The sequence below is a fragment of the Chitinophaga jiangningensis genome (genome assembly GCF_900142605.1).
In the GTDB taxonomy this organism is placed as follows: Bacteria; Bacteroidota; Bacteroidia; order Chitinophagales; family Chitinophagaceae; genus Chitinophaga; species Chitinophaga jiangningensis.
Genome location: NZ_FRBL01000003.1, coordinates 175155 through 194127 on the forward strand (window position 1 = coordinate 175155; position 18973 = coordinate 194127).

The 18973-nt window shown below is 46.3% G+C and carries 19 protein-coding genes; 9 read left to right on the top strand and 10 right to left on the bottom strand.

Annotated features, from left to right (window positions below):
* Window positions 1-38: 38 nt before the first annotated feature.
* The 8 genes from BUB18_RS08265 to BUB18_RS08300 form a co-directional block, all read right to left on the bottom strand.
* Window positions 39-1631: a serine hydrolase gene (locus BUB18_RS08265; protein ID WP_073079817.1), complete on the bottom strand. Its 1593-nt coding sequence runs from the start codon at window positions 1629-1631 to the stop codon at window positions 39-41.
* A 79-nt stretch (window positions 1632-1710) separates the two neighbouring features.
* Window positions 1711-2133, bottom strand: a complete 423-nt coding sequence (locus BUB18_RS08270) for a hypothetical protein (RefSeq protein ID WP_073079818.1) — start codon at window positions 2131-2133, stop codon at window positions 1711-1713.
* Window positions 2134-2152: 19 nt separating this feature from the next.
* Complete coding sequence (locus BUB18_RS08275) at window positions 2153-2608, bottom strand: anti-sigma factor family protein (protein ID WP_073079820.1); 456 nt, start codon at window positions 2606-2608, stop codon at window positions 2153-2155.
* Window positions 2605-3162 (bottom strand): RNA polymerase sigma factor, encoded by a 558-nt coding sequence (locus BUB18_RS08280; protein ID WP_073079822.1) that lies wholly within the window; start codon window positions 3160-3162, stop codon window positions 2605-2607. The genes BUB18_RS08275 and BUB18_RS08280 overlap by 4 nt, the downstream gene beginning before the upstream one ends.
* 111 nt (window positions 3163-3273) lie before the next feature.
* Window positions 3274-4353, bottom strand: a complete 1080-nt coding sequence (locus BUB18_RS08285) for a lycopene cyclase family protein (RefSeq protein WP_245805645.1) — start codon at window positions 4351-4353, stop codon at window positions 3274-3276.
* 78 nt (window positions 4354-4431) lie between these two features.
* Entirely contained in the window at window positions 4432-4896 is a 465-nt protein-coding gene (locus BUB18_RS08290; protein ID WP_073079825.1) for a sterol desaturase family protein, read from the bottom strand.
* An 18-nt stretch (window positions 4897-4914) separates the two neighbouring features.
* The gene (locus tag BUB18_RS08295; protein ID WP_073079827.1) at window positions 4915-5760 is read right to left on the bottom strand and encodes a phytoene/squalene synthase family protein; all 846 of its coding nucleotides are present in this window, start codon (window positions 5758-5760) and stop codon (window positions 4915-4917) included.
* Window positions 5757-7247, bottom strand: a complete 1491-nt coding sequence (locus BUB18_RS08300) for a phytoene desaturase family protein (protein WP_073079828.1) — start codon at window positions 7245-7247, stop codon at window positions 5757-5759. The genes BUB18_RS08295 and BUB18_RS08300 overlap by 4 nt, the downstream gene beginning before the upstream one ends.
* Before the next feature lie 123 nt (window positions 7248-7370).
* On the opposite strand from BUB18_RS08300, the gene BUB18_RS08305 reads away from it, so the two are divergent.
* The 5 genes from BUB18_RS08305 to BUB18_RS08325 all read left to right on the top strand — a co-directional run bounded on the left by BUB18_RS08305 (window position 7371) and on the right by BUB18_RS08325 (window position 11869).
* Complete coding sequence (locus BUB18_RS08305; protein WP_073079830.1) at window positions 7371-8009, top strand: MarR family winged helix-turn-helix transcriptional regulator; 639 nt, start codon at window positions 7371-7373, stop codon at window positions 8007-8009.
* A 92-nt stretch (window positions 8010-8101) separates the two neighbouring features.
* Entirely contained in the window at window positions 8102-9202 is a 1101-nt protein-coding gene (locus BUB18_RS08310; protein WP_073079832.1) for a hypothetical protein, read from the top strand.
* 153 nt (window positions 9203-9355) lie between these two features.
* Window positions 9356-9919: a TetR/AcrR family transcriptional regulator gene (locus tag BUB18_RS08315; RefSeq protein WP_073079833.1), complete on the top strand. Its 564-nt coding sequence runs from the start codon at window positions 9356-9358 to the stop codon at window positions 9917-9919.
* Between the two features lie 72 nt (window positions 9920-9991).
* Window positions 9992-10858, top strand: a complete 867-nt coding sequence (locus BUB18_RS08320) for an alpha/beta fold hydrolase (RefSeq protein WP_073079835.1) — start codon at window positions 9992-9994, stop codon at window positions 10856-10858.
* 111 nt (window positions 10859-10969) lie between these two features.
* Window positions 10970-11869, top strand: coding sequence for an alpha/beta fold hydrolase (locus tag BUB18_RS08325; RefSeq protein ID WP_073080437.1), 900 nt, complete (start codon window positions 10970-10972; stop codon window positions 11867-11869).
* A gap of 51 nt (window positions 11870-11920) precedes the next feature.
* Here BUB18_RS08325 and BUB18_RS08330 read toward each other — a convergent pair whose 3' ends face one another.
* Window positions 11921-12469 carry a glycosyl-4,4'-diaponeurosporenoate acyltransferase CrtO family protein gene (locus BUB18_RS08330; RefSeq protein ID WP_073079837.1) on the bottom strand — a complete coding sequence of 183 codons (549 nt, stop codon included), beginning with the start codon at window positions 12467-12469 and terminating at the stop codon, window positions 11921-11923.
* Between the two features lie 251 nt (window positions 12470-12720).
* On the opposite strand from BUB18_RS08330, the gene BUB18_RS08335 reads away from it, so the two are divergent.
* Entirely contained in the window at window positions 12721-13782 is a 1062-nt protein-coding gene (locus BUB18_RS08335; protein WP_073079839.1) for a lipase family protein, read from the top strand.
* Window positions 13783-13968: 186 nt separating this feature from the next.
* Here BUB18_RS08335 and BUB18_RS08340 read toward each other — a convergent pair whose 3' ends face one another.
* Window positions 13969-15012 carry a DUF4421 family protein gene (locus BUB18_RS08340; RefSeq protein WP_073079841.1) on the bottom strand — a complete coding sequence of 348 codons (1044 nt, stop codon included), beginning with the start codon at window positions 15010-15012 and terminating at the stop codon, window positions 13969-13971.
* 266 nt (window positions 15013-15278) lie between these two features.
* Here BUB18_RS08340 and BUB18_RS08345 point away from each other — a divergent pair, with 266 nt between their 5' ends.
* From BUB18_RS08345 to BUB18_RS08355, 3 genes are all read left to right on the top strand, one after another.
* Window positions 15279-16952, top strand: coding sequence for a lectin (locus BUB18_RS08345; protein WP_073079843.1), 1674 nt, complete (start codon window positions 15279-15281; stop codon window positions 16950-16952).
* A 75-nt stretch (window positions 16953-17027) separates the two neighbouring features.
* Window positions 17028-18230 carry an exo-beta-N-acetylmuramidase NamZ family protein gene (locus BUB18_RS08350; RefSeq protein ID WP_073079845.1) on the top strand — a complete coding sequence of 401 codons (1203 nt, stop codon included), beginning with the start codon at window positions 17028-17030 and terminating at the stop codon, window positions 18228-18230.
* Between the two features lie 170 nt (window positions 18231-18400).
* Entirely contained in the window at window positions 18401-18973 is a 573-nt protein-coding gene (locus BUB18_RS08355; RefSeq protein ID WP_073079847.1) for a hypothetical protein, read from the top strand.

Sequence of the window (18973 nt, forward strand, 5' to 3'; positions counted from 1 at the left end):
TTCGTGGTGCACGGAGATATTCACTACCAACAAAATCCTTAAGGTATAACGGGCGTCATCTTCCAACAAGGGTTTCCAGGGTTGGTGAGATCCAGTATAATGTTGTAAGTGCCAGCACTTACAGATATATCCTGTCCGTTTTCTATTAGTGCAGCGTTGTTTTTATTTTTGCCCAGGTTGCGCGTCCAGTCGTTATTAAACCGAAATTTTATCAGGCCGTTTTTTAAATTCACAGCCAAAACCCGCCAGCGTTTCGGTTCGTTGGGATCGGGTAACAGCATGATATCTGGTCCATTCCAGTCATTAGGCGTTGCCGTGCCGGAGATGCCCCATTTTGGGGTTATTTTGGTGCCGGCATACACCCGTCCTTTGCGGAAAAACCTTACGCTGTCGTACTTTCCTTGTCCATTTGCAATAAATTCAAGATAGCCCTTCATACCCGGTACGGTAAATTTGCCGTCATTTCCAGCTAATAAAAGCACAGGCTGCTGCCCGCTAACCTGGCCTGTCAGTTGTTGGTGAATACGGGTAATATATAGGGTATGTGCTGCATCCAGTTGGTATGTACCGGCAATGGCGTTGAGTTGCCTGATGGGCAGGTGTATATTGTGGGGTATCTCGTATGGTTGTGCAAAAAGCACGCGCAGTAACTGTTCTTTGATCGGTTCCAGGTCCATATTTTCTGCATTTGCCAGCAGAATTATGCAAATATCTTTTTCAGGTACCCGCACCAGTAACGTTCGAAATCCCGCCGCTCCACCACTGTGACTCACTACCTGGCATCCCATTATTGAATCAATGAACCAGCCAAGGCCATACTTGTTTTTATACGGCGTATAGGCCTTACTGGTAGATGTATCGGTGATAATACGGAAGCGCTGCATGGCTTCATGGAACTTATATAAGTCGCCGGCAGTACTCCATACGCCGCCGGCTGAACGCAGCTCTTCATATGGATATGTGCTGGCCTGTTGGGCTGAATCCAGGAACATAAAATGGTAACCTTGCGCTTTTCGTGTAGCCGACAGGGACCGAAAGTCCAGGCTACTTTGTTGCATTTGCAGCGGCGTGAAAAGGTATGTTTGCAATGCTTCCGCATAGGAGAGGCCTGTTAATCTTTCAATGATAAACCCCAATAGGTAATACCCTGTATTGCAATATCGCCACTGGCTCCCGGGTACAAATTCCAGCGAGTGTTGCGAAAGGAATTCGATCATGGCATCCTCCGATTGGGTGGGCATGGAATTGTCGTTGTTATAAGCGTAAAGTCCGGAGGTATGGGTGAGCAAATGATAGATAGTGATGGAATCTCCCGCAGGGAAACCCGGATAAAAGCGGGAGAGTCGATCGTTCAACCGTAGCTGGCCCTGTTCCGCCAATAGTAATATCAGCGTGGCTGTCATGGGCTTGGTGATGGAATACAAGGCATATTTCGTTGATGCTGTATTGGGTTCCTTCTTAGCGAGATTACTGAAGCCATAGCCCTTCTTTAACAATAATGTCCCTTGCCGGGTAATCATTACGGAACCATTAAACAGGCCGTTTGCTGCATATGCAGCCATTAATTGTTCCAGCTGGCCGGCAAGCCTGGTATTGCAGGAGCCAACAGCAGGAGAGGAGGTTTGCGCCATTGCTCCTGTATGGATGCAAATCAGTATTGTGGTTATTACAATGTAATACCTGGGGCAGGGTAGATAGATTTTCAACCTGTTATTTTTTCATCTTAAGTAATATGATATAATAAACAGCGAAGCTGGCAGACAGGCAGCATGCGAGAATGGCCAATGAGTGTATACCCAGTGGTAATGTAAAGTAAATCAGTGTGCATGCAAGGCCAATGCCAGCCAGTATCACCGCCCATTTTAAGGCAGCAGTTTTACTACTGTTTTTATCCTCCGGCAGTAATGTGGAAATCACTTCCGTTGGTAGTCCGCTGTCGGAAAGCCGGGTCTTGATCCGGTAATCCAGGAACAGGCGGCTAAAAGTCAGCAGAAAGCCTAAAAGCAATGCCATAACTACGATGGCAGCGCAAATATTAAAGATGTCTTTATCAATGTATGGCCCTGGATTACCTTGTGCGCAGGCCACCAGCGGTACAAAGAAAGCTGTAAAAAGGAAGGGTATCTTTTTCATATGCTCTGTATATATCAGGTTAGACGCTTAATGTTTGTTTGGGTTGCAACGCGCTTTCCGATAGCTGCAATATTTTCAGGTATCCGCGGAGTTGCATGGTCAGCAGAAACGCCAGTAGAAAAAGGGTGGCCACTGCCAGTAATACAAGTGAAATACTGGCTATCCCTGCAAAGCAGCCGGTGTACCACGCGGCAGCAATTAGCAGCCCAGCACCCATAGCAGTGCAAATACCTGCCGCTATATTTTCCAGGCGCCGTACTTTTTGGGTTCGCTGTTGACTGGATGCAATCCTGGCCATCACAGCATCCGCCACGGAAACAGTGGAATGTTGAACCAATCCTGTGTTTAATGCGGAAAACAGGTGTTGGTATTGCAATGCCTTTTCCCTGCATTGCGGACAGTTATCCAGATGAGCGTTGGGCACAGGATGCAGTGCATAATGCTGGATATCCGTATCACTAAGATGTGTATTCATAATGCTTCCCTGTTTTTGTAGGTGATCAATAGAAAGTCTCGCAAATCCCTCCGTGCCCGGTAGAGATAACTTTTGACCGTTCCTTCCGGTAACCCGGTGATGTGACTGATCTCCGTTATACTTAATGCTTCCTGGTGAAAGAGTGTGATTAAGGTTTTGTGCAGTGGTTGGAGACGATCAATTGCCTCCTGGAGTATTTCCACAACAACTTTTTCTGTTAGCTGCGAAAAAGGATCTGTGCCGTTATCTGGGGTAGACATGTCAGCTACCTCATTGCCATAAGATAGGGGTATTTTCTTTTTTCTGAGATGACTTACACAGGTATTATATGCAATACGCGCTATCCAGGTTGAAAGTTTAGCGTCAAACTGAAAGTGCCGCAGGTGCTGAAATGCTTTCAGAAAGGTTTCTTGCGTAAGATCTTCCTGGTCTTCCCGCCCCGGAACTAGGCCACTGATGATGTGAATAACAAGTTTCTCCGTCCTTTCCACAATCACGCGGAAGGCCGGCAAGGTGCCCTGTAAGGTCAGGGCCACCAATTCCCGCTCGGGCATATTTTGGTAAATGTTGCTCACAGGGGATATGACGCAGCTTTAATAATAAAGTTGCAAAATAAAGGGCATAATTTATAGCGGAACATTTACATAGGATTTCCCAGGCCGCTGCTAATGGATAAAAGATCTCCTTATCTTGTTTATCAACGACTTGGTAAACACGGTCTTGGGTAAACGCAGGAAGATACGTCCTTCATCCAGCAATGAGCTCTTGTTATCCAAAAAGCGTAGAACCCGCTCCGGTGGCGAGCATTTGAATAGCCTGAAGAATATATCCGCGCCGATTGTTTTGTTGGAGCTTAAAACATCCAGCAAGATGGCATCGTAAAATCCAAAGCGACCCGGCTGGAGTGTATCAGTGGGCAATTTATCATCGCGGAGCGCAGCAGCTATTTTCAGGGATTGTGATTGTATGAAGCTAAAGGTGTAGCCACTGGATGCCTTTGTTGCACCTCCCGTTGTACCAATATTGATGATGTTTTTATTGCCGGCGGAAAACGGATGGTCCGTCATGGGGATGGCTCCGGATTCCTCTTCCAGTATTGCGAATTCCGAGATGCCTAACCGGCCCGTAATATAAGCAATCAACCTGCGTTCATATTCACTGTCTGACAGTCGCTGGGTGGAAAATTCGGTGTATTCCACCAGTGCTGTGGTTTCAGAAGTGGGTAGCAGGTATATAAATGCGGTGCCATCCTCTTGGGCTACGCTGAAATCCATCAGCGTAGCCTGCAAAGGATCAAACAAGGCTTCCGTGGTGGATATCGTCCAGCCTTTAAAATGTTGCAGTAAGTAATTAAATTTTTTAGGTTGCTGCATAATGGTGCCTGGTATGCTATTAAACAGGCAGGTGGTATAAAACGGCTTTCCATCGGCTATAACAGTGGCTAATTGACCATCTGAAGTAAGAGAGGTTACATGCCCTGTGAAATAATGTACCTGAGGGGAAGCGTCAAACAAAAAAGAGGTGTAATCATAAAAATCCATTGATCGGATCATCTTGTACCGATAAGGACGAATATCCATTGTCAATTTCTGTCCCTGATGAATTACATTAACATGATCCCACCGGCAATGAACTAAATGATCGAATATTCCAGTTTCCTTTTCCCAGAAGCACCAGGTTTTATTGACCAGATGTTCGAATGAGGAATCAATGATCAATAGTCGTTGGTTCCGCTGTTCCAGCAAGGGCAGGAGGTGAACGCCCAGGCTTCTGCCTGCACAACCGGCTCCGGCGATAATGTAATCGTAGTAGACATCCATTGCCTAATTTTTAGAGGCAGCTATTTTCTGCCAGTATTTACGATTGATGAAAAGCATACCAAAAGATTCACCGTTTTCTTTTTGGAGGTGCTTATGGTGCATTTTATGTGCAAGACGAATGGCCCTGATATATCGGTTGTTGGAACGGGTGAAAAGTCGTACCCGCTGATGGATGATGATATCATGGACTATAAAATAAGCCAGGCCGTAAAAAAATATACCCAATCCGACATAGAACATCCAGTTGAAATTCTGGCGCAATCCGGCAAAGAGCAGCACTATGCTGGGGGTTGCAAATATGAGAAAGAATGAATCATTTTTTTCAAAGGCACCCGGTTTGTGTGTATGGTGGTCTTTATGGAGATACCAAAGGAAGCCATGCATGATGTACTTGTGTGCTAACCATGCCACTGCCTCCATAGTGCAGAACGCAATGATGACGAGTGAAATATTGATAAGCAAATTCATCTTTGTTGATTTTAAAAATCAGATAAAACCGAAACGGTGCTTAATGCCTGCCTCCAATAGAATAGCCAGCTTTTCAATGTTATGTACCCTGATTCTTTTTTCAAGCATAGCTGCGGAAGATCGTTTGCGGATGCGGTTAAACAGCGCCAGGTAATATTGATAGGCAAGGTAAACACCGAACCTGCCTTTAGCCGGTAGTTGCATAATGCCGGTGTAAGCAGCCTTAAAATCAGCCAGGATATCGTTTTCCAGCTGTCGCTTTTTATCATCACTGAGGTTTTGCATACTTACTCCCGGAAAGTATTGTCGTTTTAATTGTGAGGCATCATCTTCCAGGTCCCGGAGGAAATTAATTTTCTGAAATGCAGCACCGAGCTTGCATGCCGCTGGGGCGAGCTGATTGTATTTTGTACTGTTTCCCTCACAAATAACCTTGAGGCACATGAGGCCTACCACCTCTGCTGAGCCATAGATGTATGCGTTGAGCTCAGTATGGTTTGTATATTCGGTTTTGGTGAGGTCCATGCGCATGCTGCGGAGAAAATGCTCGACCAGCGTGAGTGGGATGTCGAATTGGTTAACAGTAATCTGGAAGCTGTGCAGGATAGGATTAAGGCTGATCCTGCTTTCCACGGCTTCCCTGGTGGCCTGTGTAAGCTGATCCAGCAATGCTTCCTTGTCAAACTGATGAAAGGTATCCACGATCTCGTCTGCCAGTCGTACAAAGCCGTAGATAGCATGAATATGCATGCGCAGGTCCTTGTGCAGCAGTCGGATGGCCCAGGAAAAAGAGGTGCTGTAATGCCCCGTAACAGTTTCGCTGCAAATGGTACTGATACGGTCGAAGGTAGCTATAGTATTCATCTGTGGATAGATTGCTTTTTAGTAATCAGCTGTATGGCCTCTGAAGCGGCAAGCTTCCCGGAAATTATGGCTGGTGGCATGCCTGGTCCTGGTACAGTCAGCTGTCCGGTATAAAAAAGATTATGCACTTTGGAGCTGCGGAGTGCAGGTTTCAGAAATGCAGTTTGCTGCAGCGTATTGGCAAGGCCATACGCATTGCCCTTATATGCGTTGTAATCTGTATGGAAGTCGCGGACCCCATATGTTTTCATTAACACCACATGCGGCCGGATACTGGTGGCCAGTCTCTTTTCCAGTCGCGCCATTACCTGGTCATAATAATTCATCCTGACTACATCCGTGTCCCCGTCAAGGCCTGCTGCTACTGGTATAAGTATGAACAGGTTTTCGTGGCCGGGTGGGGCAACGGTAGGGTCGGTCCTTGAAGGACAGCATACATAGAACATGGGATTATCCGGCCAGTCAGGATTTGTATAAATATCCCTTGCATGCGGTTCAAACGGGGTATCAAAAAACAGTGAATGGTGTTGCAGGTTAGGTAATTGTTTGTTTACGCCCACATAGAACAACAGGCAGGACGGGGCCATTTGTCGTTTTTCCCAGTATTTATTGTTATAGTTGCGGTGTGCAGGGTCCAGTAAATGTTGTTCAACAAAGTGATAGTCTGCAGCCCCCAACACTACATCTGCTTCGTATATCCCTTTCCTGCAGGCCACCCCTGTGGCCATATCGTCTTCCACTAATATTCGTTTTGCCTCATCATTAAACTTAAAGGATACGCCAAGTTTAAGTGCCAGTTGAAACATGCTGTTGATGACCCCGTGTGTACCGCCTTCAGGATACCAGGTACCCAGGGAAATGTCCGCATAATTCATAAGGCTATAAAGGGCAGGGGTGTTTTCCGGCAGGGCTCCAAGGAACAGGATTGGAAACGACAATAATTTTTGTAGTTTTTCATCTTTGAAGTACTTCGAAATATGCTTGCTCATGGAGGTAAACAAATCCATGTTAATAGCTGCTTTTATTACTTCCCAACTCGCAAATTCAAACAGGCTGTGGGCTGGCTTGTAGGCCAGCTTCTGCATGCCAATCCGGTATTTTTCTGCTGCATCCTCAATAAATCTGTCCAGTTGGTGACCTGCTCCGGGGGCTGTTTGTTCAAATAGTTTCCGCAGCGCTTCATAGTTGGCGGGGATGGACCATTTGTCCTCTTTCCAGTAGATGTCATAGGAAGGATCCAATCGCTGCAGCTGATAAAAGTCGCTGGTTTTATAGCCGAAGTCGGTGAAAAATCTGTCAAATACATCCGGCATCCAGTACCAGCTGGGCCCCATATCAAAACTAAAGCCTTGCTCTTTCAGGAGTCTCGCCCTGCCTCCGGGTCTGTCCTGTTTTTCGACTACCGTTACGCTGAATCCTGCCCTGGCCAGATAGCAGGCTGCTGACAGGCCGGCTATGCCGCTTCCTATGATAACTGCTTGCTTCATTTGCTGAATTTTGGTACGAAAATATACTATTTATGTATATTTACATACTAAAATTTAAAAAAGAAGTTGGAAATCATACCATCTCAGGTTATTTATTAATTTTGTGCACCTAAAGAACTGAGTTTGAATTATACATTTATCAAATCGCTGATTGATCTTGCCGCTGAATATGAGGAAAGCACCGGCAGCTCATCCGCCGGCATTGCTGAATTCATCGAATGGATCAGGAATGGACAGCCAGCCAGTCCGTTAATGGACGTGGCTTCAACGCCGGAGGGCTATTCGGACAGCCATGTGGCCGGCATGATCAGCAAGCTGCTGGTATATATGTATCGTTATGCCAAACTCTATATTAAGAAAGGGTTGGAAGGTACTCCTATACAGTCGATGGATGAATTTGGTTATATGGTATCACTGCTACAGCATGGTCCTATGAATAAGACCAGTCTTATACAGCGTAATATTCAGGAGAAGCCCACCGGGATGGAAATCATTAACCGGATGATTAAACTGAAACTGATGGCGGAAATGCCGGACCCGAATGATAAAAGAAGCAAATTATTGTATGTATCCGATGATGGCAGAAAAGTGATGGGTAGTTTGTTTATGAATATGGATAAGATATCAAAGCTAATATTGGCTGATCTTTCCATGCAGGAGCAACTACAGTTCATGAATATGTTACAGCGACTGGATGATTTTCATAAACCAATTTTTAATGATAACCTGGCAAAAGTAGAGGAGCTCCTGAAGAATCCTTAATAAAGCGTACGCATGAAGCGTAATTGCCAACGGCAATACTGTTATGTGACCCACATTTTTAATACTATCCCTTAACTAGAATATAAGACCCTATGTCAGCGATCACCTCATTTGAAGTATTAGATAACCGCATTAGCCGTGCCGGTGGAAAACCCACCGTTCTCGAAGCATTGTGGGATGGCGATACAAACGGCTGGTTTCTTATAGTAAGTTTATACACAGAAATCGGAACCTTATTTTCGAAGAAGCAGGAGGTCCTGCAGTTAGGGACAGTAAGTTTTGGTGGGGATATCAGATTGTTCACAGGAGAGGTGCCAGCTTGGCCGGAGGCAGCATTAATGAAGGAGTGGGGGCAAAAGGCCAGTGAAAAGTATGGGTTGACTTTTTATTTTCCATCCGAGGAACCAGATGATGATTGCCCGGATTGGACCCGGCGACATTTAGCCATTCATTGTGCAGATTGTAACAAGCTAATGATGAAGCCTGACAGTCCCTATTTACCAAAGGATATATGTTATCCGTGTCATCTGAAGCGGGAACAAAATGACAGAATCATTAAAGCATCACCTTGTGATGGTGGTGTAACGCTCTATATGACAAAAGATGATTCCAGCCGGCAAATTAGCTACTGTACACATTTCAAAGATTTTACGATTGCCCCGTTTGTAAACGATTTTGTGCAGGGGCAGTTGCAGGAATCTGAAATCAGTATAGTTACACTTGGCCGTGAAGAGCTGATTGCATTAAAGGGGCAGCTGGAAACAGCGATCGAAGTAATGTTGCAGGCATACAAACCACCTGTTATTGAAGCGCGTATGAAGCGGTTTGTTTCAGTTTATTCAATGACTTACAAGGATCATTCCTACGATCTGATGGATAGATCCAATAGAGAACATGATCAACTTGGCGGTTTGTTGTATGCGCATGAAAACGTCGAGGTAGCAATTGCCGGAGAACAAGTCTATCAATTCTTTTTCAAAAAAGGTATTACGTATAGGGATGACAGTATGCTGCGGTTTGTTAATTATGCAAAAGAAGGCAAAACGGAGCGCAAGGAAATACATGAACGTTATAAAGGTATGCTGACACCGGCAGAAGTAGACGAGACCCTGATGAAGTTACAAAAAATAGGATGTGTAGCAGTCGATAACGATGAAATTAGGATGACACCGCTGGGACAGTGTATATTGTAGGCGATACCAATCATTCCCAGTCATTTGAGGAATCACGGGTATGCTTGTTTTCAGGAGGTTAAACGAGGCCAGATTTCTCTCCTTAAACTTATCAAGATAATAATTATTTTACCGAACGTTTGGTAAATAAAAAAACCTCCCTATCTTTGTACCATGAGACCACAGAAAATAGATGACACCCGGCTGATCGAAGGACTGATGTCCGTTCTTCAATCCAAAGGCTTTGAAGGCGCCAGCCTCAACGACCTGGCACAAGCCTCCGGCCTGCAAAAAGCAAGTCTCTATCACAGGTTTCCAGGCGGCAAAAACAGCATCGCCTTAATGGTACTTCAGTTTGTAAACGACTGGATTAAAGATCATATCTACCTCGTACTTACAGACAAAGAAGTAGCTCCTGCTAAAAAACTAAGTCGCGCTGTACGCAATATTCGCGACCTATACCAGAACGGGGAAAAGAGCTGTATTCTTAATGCGCTCTCTCTCGATTCAGGACTGGTAGTAGTAGGAGATGAGATCGGCAAAGCCATGCAGCTCTGGATCGATGCTTTTACCGCATTTGGCATTGAACAGGGATTCACTCCCGCACAAGCCAAAGCGAAGGCCACACAGTCGTTGATACTAGTGCAGGGAAGCCTGATACTGGCCAAAGGCCTCGGCGACCCGGCCTACTTCCATAAAGCGATGTCAGACCTGGAAAAACTCTTTAATAACAGCTAACAATTTTTTTGCTTAATAACATTACCGAACGTTCGGTAAATAACATAATCATCTACCTAAATAAAAAACAAAATGAGTAACGTAAAACACAACACCGCAACCGTTAATGGCACAGAAATATTTTACCGCGAAGCAGGTCAGAAAGGAAAACCTGCACTGGTACTGCTGCATGGCTATCCTACCTCTTCACATATGTACCGTAACCTCCTGGCCGACCTGGCTGATGAATACTACCTCATCGCACCCGACTTTCCGGGATTTGGCAGAAGCGCACAACCGCATATGGCCGACTTCGAATATTCATTCCGCAACTATGCCATCCTCATACAAGAGCTGCTGACGCAGCTGGGCCTGGAAAAGTATAGTCTTTACCTGATGGACTATGGTGCACCCGTTGGCTTCCGCATCGCCACCGCTCACCCGGAAAAAATTCAATCTCTCATCGTACAAAATGGCTGCGCCTACGAAGAAGGACTGGAACAATTCTGGGACCCCATCAAAGCGTACTGGAACAACAAAAATGATAAAGTGACCGAACGTGTGCTGGAAGGTTTCCATAGCCCGGAAGGCCTGCAATGGCAGTACACCCATGGTGTGGCCGATACGGCAACGGTAAGTCCCGATAACTGGGAACTCGACCTTCGCCACCTGCAACGCCCCGGCAACGACAGGATACAGCTGCAACTGTTTTACGACTATCAAACTAACGTTGCCCTATATCCGCAATGGCAGCAATACTTCCGCACTTACAACCCTGAAATGCTGATCGTTTATGGCAAAAACGACTACATCTTTCCGGTAGCCGGCGCGGAAGCCTATAAAAAGGACGTGAAAAATCTCCAATATCATTTGTTTGACACCGGACACTTTGCATTGGAAACACATGGTAAAGAAATAGCAGCTACCATCAGGGAATTTCTTCATCAAAAAGTTAAATAGCAATCAGCTCCCGGGGCAACCACCCCGGGGTTTTCCAAAAACAGCCGCACCACGGCAAATCAAAACAAACGATCAATGAAACACTTGTTGCCTTTATTTATATTTGTCCTCATGAGCACTACATCAACTACCACTGCCCAGGCACCGCAAACAAACAACCCGGTTTATCACCGGACGATCAACATAGATGGTATTTCCATCTTCTACCGCGAAGCCGGTGACCCGTCAAAGCCAACGATCCTGCTGCTCCACGGCTTTCCGTCCTCCTCCCACAATTTCAGAACACTCATCCCGTTGCTGAAAGAGGACTATCATATCCTCGCGCCCGATTATCCGGGATTCGGTTTTAGTGACATGCCCGCATTGGCCGATTTTGAATATACATTTGAGAATTACTCCCTTTACATCGAAAAATTCCTGGCACTGAAAGGGGTGAAAAAAACAAGTATGTATTTATTCGACTACGGCGCGCCGGTAGGGATGCGCATCATCCAGCGTAACCCCGCAATTTTGGAACACCTGATTGTTCAAAATGGCAACATATACGCGGAAGGACTCAGTGATATCCTTAAAAACTACCGGAAAAATATTGACGAAAACACCCCGGCTTCCCGGGCAGAAGTCTATAAAGCCTTTGAACTGGAATACACTAAATTTGAATACCTCCATGGTGTAAGCGATCCCGCTAAAATAGCCCCTGAAAGTTACCAGCTCGATCAGCTGCTGATGAACAGGCCCGGTAATAAAGAGATTCAGTACCAGCTTAAATATGACTATCGCTTCAATATCGCGGAATATCCACGCTGGCAGCAAACCTTACGTACTATTTCACCAAAGGTATTGATTGTATGGGGCCAGAACGATCCTGTATTCCTCCAACCAGGAGCACTTGCCTTCCGCAAAGACATTCCTGATGCCGAAATACATTTTTATCCAACCGGCCACTTTGCCCTGGAAGAATACGCAGGGGAAATTGGCGCACAAATCCTGGCCTTCCTGAAAAAGCATTAATCCCAGACATTAAAAAGCCGCCTCGTAATTGAAGGCGGCTTTCTGGCTTTATTATTTCCCGGCTGTTCTCAACCTGCTTAGGTACATCGCCCGCTTAAACCTTGGCCTGTTATACCTTTGCAGAAAGATTGGATAGACGTGCATCAGTAGATTCAACACCAGCAGCCATAAAGATTTCAGTACACCATACTTTACCGCCACATAAATGTTAATCACCAGTACTATCCAGAAAATAATGAAATGTCCCAGTTCACTTTTTTTAGTCTGATTATAGAGGTTCTCCAGCGAAGCACTGCTTTTATCTAATGGATGCGTTTTCCGGATTACTTTTTCCCATCCAATCCAGACTAATAATTTTCGGAAGAAATTCACGCCAAGAATTTCATAGATTTTTCCGCCGCGTTCCCATGGCTGCTCATCGTAGTAAGGGGAGTTAAGCGGACTTTTCATTCCATCGGTGAGCAGTAATGCACCTAACATCAGTAGGAAGTTCAGCGCCCAGGCAAAGGAAAAGGTATCCATTCTTAAGTAATAACACATAGCGGCAACGGCGGCTATACTAAAGATGCTAATCAGTACTAAGGATAATGTTTTTTTCATCAGGTTATATTAGATTAGGTCGCAAGTTCTAAATATACGTCATGAACGGGAATATTACTACTGCCATTTTTAATTGACTGCCCACATCACATTACCGCGTCATATAAGTTGATGGGCAGTTGACATCTCACCAGTTAAACAGTTAATTATTTTATTGCTGATGTTCGGAATCCAAATTAATGTGCTATTTTAATAGCCTCATTTTAACCAGACACCCCAGGATGTTTTTCTAACTTCAAAATACCATTACTATGGATTCCAACACTATTACTGCCCTGAACACGGCGGCCGAATTGGCCATTCAGTTATGCAACGTGGCTTCCAGCCAGGACCCTGCCGGCAACCTAAGCAAAATCGATAATGAAAAATGGGAGATGGCTTGGGTGAGCGGTAAGCCCAAAGATCCGAACTATTTTTTTGTAGCCGAAAACAAAGCCCGGAAAACGCTGGCGCTCATCATCAGGGGGTCCGTTATTTGTAAAGGTGTGTTTACCCAATGGGACATGTTTATGGACTGGGTACTGGAAGACTTGAACGATGAGCTGGTGTACTGGCCCTTTTACCAGAAAGGGATAGAACTACCGCTGGACGAGTTGCCCTGTATAGGTGCCGGTGCATACATCGCCTTTACGGAAATGATGAAAGCCAGGAATAAACTCAATCTCCAAACCGACCAGCCACTGCTCAAATTCCTGCAGGATAAAACAGCGAATAACGCGAATGAACTGATCATAGCAGGTCATAGTCTGGGTGGCAACCTGGCAAAAGTATATGCTTCCTACTACCTGGAAATGCTAAATGACCGCAGAAAAACTACTGATAAAGTAACCCTGTGCACTTTTGCTGCACCCGCATCCGGTAACAGACATTTTGGCAATGACCTGGATAAAAAGATACAGCTGCAAAGGCATTATCAGAATAACTTAGATGTGGTACCTCATTTTCCAACAGTGGATGGCATTGAAGCGGTAAGCAAGTTCTATCATCCATCTCCCGTTGCTGCTAAAATCCAGGTGGGTACTAAACCAAACGGGCAGCCGTTGTCGCTTTTTGAACTTCTCCAGGGACTGAAAATTGGATTCTCTAAAATGGATTACCAACAGCCCAAATCCGATTATCTCATGGCATTTGATGCGCCATTGATAAGTGGAGAGGACTTTCGGGATAACACTAAGGAGGCCTGGCAAAAACAAGCAGGTGCTCAGCACCAGATCGGCGTATATGCCAAATTCGGTGTAGGCGTTACCGTGCCCAAACTGGATACTGAACAACTGGATTGTGAGAAAAAGATAAAGAAAGAATTGGCGGTATAGGGTATTTATATGGCACCTGAAGTGCACATACTTCAGGTGCCTTTATCAATTTACAGAACTATCTGCACTTATGGTGGGTGGAATTGAAACTCTGGACAAAATACCCACTCGATTGGCAACCATCATTCAGCAGGTATCGCCGCTTAATCCGCGGCAATATTTCTGCAGCCTATATTGCTCTCCGTCCTACAGCTTCGGCATCTTTGATTCCAGCTTATCCACTCCTGCCTTAAGCAGACGCGGAGCTTTGAACCGGTACCCCAGCACTACCTGGAACATTACCCGGTCGTCCTCTGTGATCACTTGGGAGCGCTCCTGCCGGAAGGCTGATTCAATAATGCGCGTATAGGCGCCGGCAAAGAGCCGGGGCCCGTTGTAGCCTATACTTACCAGTCCATCCAACCGGAAGATAAAATTTTGCTGGCTGCCATAGGCAGTGGTACCGTCGCCTGCGCGGGTAGTTATCCAGCTGAAAATGTAGCCGGCACCTGGCGCCAGACCCAGCGCTGCATAAAATCTCTCCCTGATAATAAAATTGTAATAATACCCTGCGCCAATAAGGAGTTCCAGGTTTTTACCTTTTTGTGTAAAACCACCCGGGGTGGGCGTGGATTTATCGTTATTGATATAATATCGGTAAAGTAGTCGCGGCACAAAGCTGCCAGCGCTTTTTAGCTGTCGCTCCGATTGTGTGAGAATAGCATTCGCGGAAAAATCCGCATTGAATTTATACGCAGTCATGCCTTCAAACTGTGTAAACACCAGGTCGGGAAACTGAATATAAGGCTTCCCCGGTGTCCAGTCGGGATTGAAATCACTTGTGTTTTCAAGATAATAGCCCTTTACCCTGCTATACGATAACTCCTGCATCCAGTGCGGCAGGCTTATGCCTGCTGAAAAGCTGCCGCCTTTGGTTTTGCCTTTTTCTGCATCGTCGTTATTACCGGGAATAAAGCGGGGAATATAGGAATAAGAGGCGGACAGAAACCGGTAGCTGACACCGAGTCGCGTAACGCTGGCCGCATTGGGACTCAACCTGATTTCAGTAGTTGGCGTAATGACGGCGAGCTTTTCCACATCTGTGCTCTGACTGAGTTTTACCGTAAGCCATTCGTCCATTTTGGCGATGTTAGGAGTACTGTCCCGCAGGTGTTTCACGGCGTGTGGTTCCTGGGAAAAAGCTACCAGCGTGCACATGGTCAGTAGGAGTACAAGAATTTTTTTCAGCATAATTCCCAAAAATATTTTCGTAGGCGCATGGCCGGTATTTTTATTTTTTTTAGGGAGATGCCATTGCCGCTGTCCGAAGGTATGAATTCTTTATGAGTGCAACCCACTGACTGAAACTTTAGAAAATATTCTAAAAAATAAATCTTAATTTAATCCCATCAAATCCATGAAGAACCATCTGCCGGACATCTCACTTGTCTGTTTCTGAGCGTTAACCGTCACCTCCACGGTTGTTTTTCTATTTATTCATTTTTTAATTCCACATCATGATACGCAAGCTTCAACTGCTATTCGTAACCCTGTTATTCATTTTTTCAGGCTGCAGCAAAAATGAGCGCACCAGCCTGCAGTCCCTCTCCGGCAACCCAAGAAACGCGGTGGCAGCATTCGGATCACCGGTGGGTGATGTAGTAGGTAAAATTACCGTTGGCTACCAGGGCTGGTTTGCCGCCAATGGCGACGGTTCACCCATTAATGCCTGGTGGCACTGGACCCAAAACTGGGGCGCCAGCCCTTCGGCTACTAATAATGGTATTAAATCGTGGCCGGATGTGCGCGACTATACCAGCACTTTTGCCACCGCATGGCCTAACCTGAACAATGGCTCCACTGCACGTTTATTCTCCTCCTTCACAGATCAGACGGTGAACACTCAGTTTAGTTGGATGCAGCAAAATGGAATTGACTGCGCAGCTTTGCAGCGTTTCAACCCCACCGGAGGTGAAGGCCCCGTGAGAGATGCTATAACCGCCAAAGTGCGCACGGCAGCAGAAACCTATGGCCGCAAGTTTTACATCATGTACGATGTAAGCGGGTGGACAAACATGCAAAGTGAAATAAAAACGGACTGGACGAATAAGATGTCCGCCTACACTGCTTCCTCCGCCTATGCCAAACAAAACGGCAAGCCGGTGGTATGTATCTGGGGCTTTGGCTTCAATGATAATAACCATCCCTGGTCCGCCGCCGTATGCCTGGATGTGATCAACTGGTTTAAGAACCAGGGCTGCTACGTAATTGGTGGTGTGCCTACGCATTGGCGTGAGCAGGTGAGTGACTCCAGACCCGGATTCCTGGCTACCTACAGCGCGTTTAATATGTTGTCGCCCTGGATGGTGGGCCGCATCGGTAACATCGGTGACGTAGATAATTTTTACACCAACGTACAAACGCCTGACCAGGCATATTGCAACAATAACGGCATCGATTACCAGCCATGCGTGCTGCCGGGCGACTTACAGGAGCACCAGCGCGTACACGGTGATTTTATGTGGCGACAATTCTATAACATGGTGCGCCTGGGTGCCCAGGGTATTTATATCTCCATGTTTGATGAGTACAATGAGGGGAACCAGATTGCCAAGACTGCTGAAAATGCTTCCTTCATTCCTGCCGGTTCCAATTTCGTTACACTGGATGAGGATGGGGTAGCCTGCTCGGCCGACTACTACCTGCGCCTTACCGGCGACGGTGGTAAGATGCTGAAAGGCCAGATACCGTTAACGGCTACACGCCCTACACAGCCAATAGTGGGCGGAGGTAATCCTATTACGCCGCCATACGGCAGTGTAATTACGCTGAAGAGTTCCAATAACCTGTATGTAAGCAGCGAAAACGGTCAGCAGGCCATGAATGCGAATCGTCCCGCAGCACAGGGCTGGGAGCAGTTTACCGTGATTAATCCTGGTACCGGCACCAATAAAGTAGTGCTGCAAAACAGCGGCTTTTATGTATGTTCGGAAAACGGTACCCAGGCAATGAACTGTAACAGAACCGCTGTAGGCCCATGGGAGCAGTTCGACTGGATCGACAACGGCGACGGTACTATTTCCCTGCGCGGAAGTAATGGTGCTTACGTGAGCAGCGAGGGCGGTACCCAGCCCATGACCTGCAGCCGTACCACCAAGGGTGCGACAGAAAAATTCCTGGTAAACCAGTAATGGTCCTGTTGGGGGTGACATTAAAACAGCAGCGCCGCATGGTGCTGCTGTTTTTTTATGCATTATCTTCATTGCATGAATCCAGTACGTTACGGTATCGATGTATTATTGGCTAACCAGCCGGTGTGGAAAACAGCCCGCATTGGCCTGGTGACTAACCATGCCGCCTGTACGGCGGATTTTCGACCGGTGCGGCAAGCCTTGCTGGCAGCCGGCTTTCGCGTTACCCGCTTATTTTCACCGGAGCATGGGCTGGATACCATCGGCGTGGACGGTGCCGAAATGCTCGACGGACGGGATGTATTAACCGGGCTTCCGGTGACGAGTTTATACGGTGGAAAGCTGGCCCCCGACCAGCAGGACCTGGCAGATATAGATGTCGTGTTGTTTGATATACCCGATATTGGCTGCCGGTTTTATACCTATTTGTGGACGATGACGCATGTAATGGAAGCCTGCGCAGCGCATCATAAACCCCTGGTGATTGCTGACCGGCCTAATCCCATATCCGGTAATTTGTTACTGGCAGAAGGCCCTATGCTGGATGAGCGCTATAACAGCAGCTTTATCGGTAGGTGGAATATTCCCGTGCGGCATAGCTGTACGCTGGGAGAGCTGGCGAATTATTTTAAGATTGCCGGAAGCAGTCCGGTACTACGGGAACGCACCAACGATTTTGATTTAACGGTTATTCCCTGTGAAAACTGGCATCGATCCATGTTTTATCGGGATTGGAGTCCTTCCTTTGTGCCTACCTCACCGGCCATTCCGGGTTTTGAATCGGCATTGTTATATCCCGGGCTTGGCTTACTGGAAGCAACCAACATCAGCGAGGGGAGAGGAACGGCTACACCGTTTCGGGTGGCTGGTGCGCCGTGGATGGATCATATTCGTGTGGCAACTTTAATGAACCAGCTGGGGCAGGAGGGAGTGGTGGCAAGGCCGGTAAATTTCCAGTCTGCGGAAGGTAAATATGCAGGACAAACATGCAATGGCGTAATGTTTCATGTGACGGATGCTAATATCTTCCAGCCGGTTAAATATGGATGGCTGCTGATCCGGCTGGTGAAGCAGCTACATCCCGAAGCCTTTGAATGGGCGCCGTATCCTACGTTTGTAAATCAAAGCGGCGTAAGACACCTGGATTTGCTGACGGGACTGCAGGATGCAGCAACGCTGGTAGCGGGGACGGGGGAGGCCGACCAGGTTCCCGTCGACCGTTATATAAGTGCGGGTGACTGGCCAGAACGGGTGGGGCCTTATTTACTGTATATATAATAATACGGTGGCAATAAATCTCTCTATAAAAAATAAAATACCGTATTCCAGGTATTGCCGGAATTCAGGAAAATATTAATTTTGACTTGTTAAAGATCCAAACGGAACCATCAAAAAAGCAGTAGCATAACATTACCCTGGTTATTTTATCCGTATTCAATTAGCCAATTATGAAAATATTAACCCTTTGTTTTGTTGTCGCACTGACAACCCAATGCCTGCATGTGAATGCTCAGCTGATTTATCCTAAAACCCCTTTCAATAAAGCCGAAGCAGAGGCTATGATAGGAAAGGATGGTACCTGTACGATCAAAGGGCAGGTAGCACAGAAAGGAAATTACCTGGTAAACCTGGTGGAGTTGTATCCCTGTACGGCCTATTTTAATGAATTTATGGAGATGAGGAAGAAGGATAAGAAAGGTAAGAAACCGATTTCCATGTCCGATGAAGCCTACAGTTACCGGATACTGACGATCATCCAGCAAGATGGTTCCTTTGAGTTTAAGGGGCTGAACCCCGGTAAGTATTATCTGCAAACGAGGGTGATTCAAACAAAAGTGGCTAACGGTGAAAAACAGGTAGGAACCGAAACTACCACTACCTACAATGGTCATGGCGTGCAAATTGCATCCGGCAGTACCCCGATTATGGAAAAAACGCGATACCTGTACCAGGAGGACAAAATGTATTTCAAGTATGTAGATGTTGCTGCCGACGGGCAGGTTGTTACCCTCATCCTTTAA

Excerpts from the sequence above, each read along its gene's own strand:
- BUB18_RS08275 (WP_073079820.1), bottom strand. The coding sequence starts at position 2,608 with ATGAATACACATCTTAGTGATACGGATATCCAGCATTATGCACTGCAT.
- BUB18_RS08325 (WP_073080437.1), top strand. The coding sequence starts at position 10,970 with ATGAGCACTACATCAACTACCACTGCCCAGGCACCGCAAACAAACAAC.
- BUB18_RS08350 (WP_073079845.1), top strand. The coding sequence starts at position 17,028 with ATGAATCCAGTACGTTACGGTATCGATGTATTATTGGCTAACCAGCCG.
- BUB18_RS08355 (WP_073079847.1), top strand. The coding sequence starts at position 18,401 with ATGAAAATATTAACCCTTTGTTTTGTTGTCGCACTGACAACCCAATGC.
- BUB18_RS08330 (WP_073079837.1), bottom strand. The coding sequence starts at position 12,469 with ATGAAAAAAACATTATCCTTAGTACTGATTAGCATCTTTAGTATAGCC.
- BUB18_RS08315 (WP_073079833.1), top strand. The coding sequence starts at position 9,356 with ATGAGACCACAGAAAATAGATGACACCCGGCTGATCGAAGGACTGATG.
- BUB18_RS08300 (WP_073079828.1), bottom strand. The coding sequence starts at position 7,247 with ATGAAGCAAGCAGTTATCATAGGAAGCGGCATAGCCGGCCTGTCAGCA.
- BUB18_RS08310 (WP_073079832.1), top strand. The coding sequence starts at position 8,102 with ATGTCAGCGATCACCTCATTTGAAGTATTAGATAACCGCATTAGCCGT.
- BUB18_RS08320 (WP_073079835.1), top strand. The coding sequence starts at position 9,992 with ATGAGTAACGTAAAACACAACACCGCAACCGTTAATGGCACAGAAATA.
- BUB18_RS08280 (WP_073079822.1), bottom strand. The coding sequence starts at position 3,162 with ATGCCCGAGCGGGAATTGGTGGCCCTGACCTTACAGGGCACCTTGCCG.
- BUB18_RS08270 (WP_073079818.1), bottom strand. The coding sequence starts at position 2,133 with ATGAAAAAGATACCCTTCCTTTTTACAGCTTTCTTTGTACCGCTGGTG.
- BUB18_RS08335 (WP_073079839.1), top strand. The coding sequence starts at position 12,721 with ATGGATTCCAACACTATTACTGCCCTGAACACGGCGGCCGAATTGGCC.
- BUB18_RS08290 (WP_073079825.1), bottom strand. The coding sequence starts at position 4,896 with ATGAATTTGCTTATCAATATTTCACTCGTCATCATTGCGTTCTGCACT.
- BUB18_RS08340 (WP_073079841.1), bottom strand. The coding sequence starts at position 15,012 with ATGCTGAAAAAAATTCTTGTACTCCTACTGACCATGTGCACGCTGGTA.
- BUB18_RS08345 (WP_073079843.1), top strand. The coding sequence starts at position 15,279 with ATGATACGCAAGCTTCAACTGCTATTCGTAACCCTGTTATTCATTTTT.
- BUB18_RS08265 (WP_073079817.1), bottom strand. The coding sequence starts at position 1,631 with ATGGCGCAAACCTCCTCTCCTGCTGTTGGCTCCTGCAATACCAGGCTT.
- BUB18_RS08295 (WP_073079827.1), bottom strand. The coding sequence starts at position 5,760 with ATGAATACTATAGCTACCTTCGACCGTATCAGTACCATTTGCAGCGAA.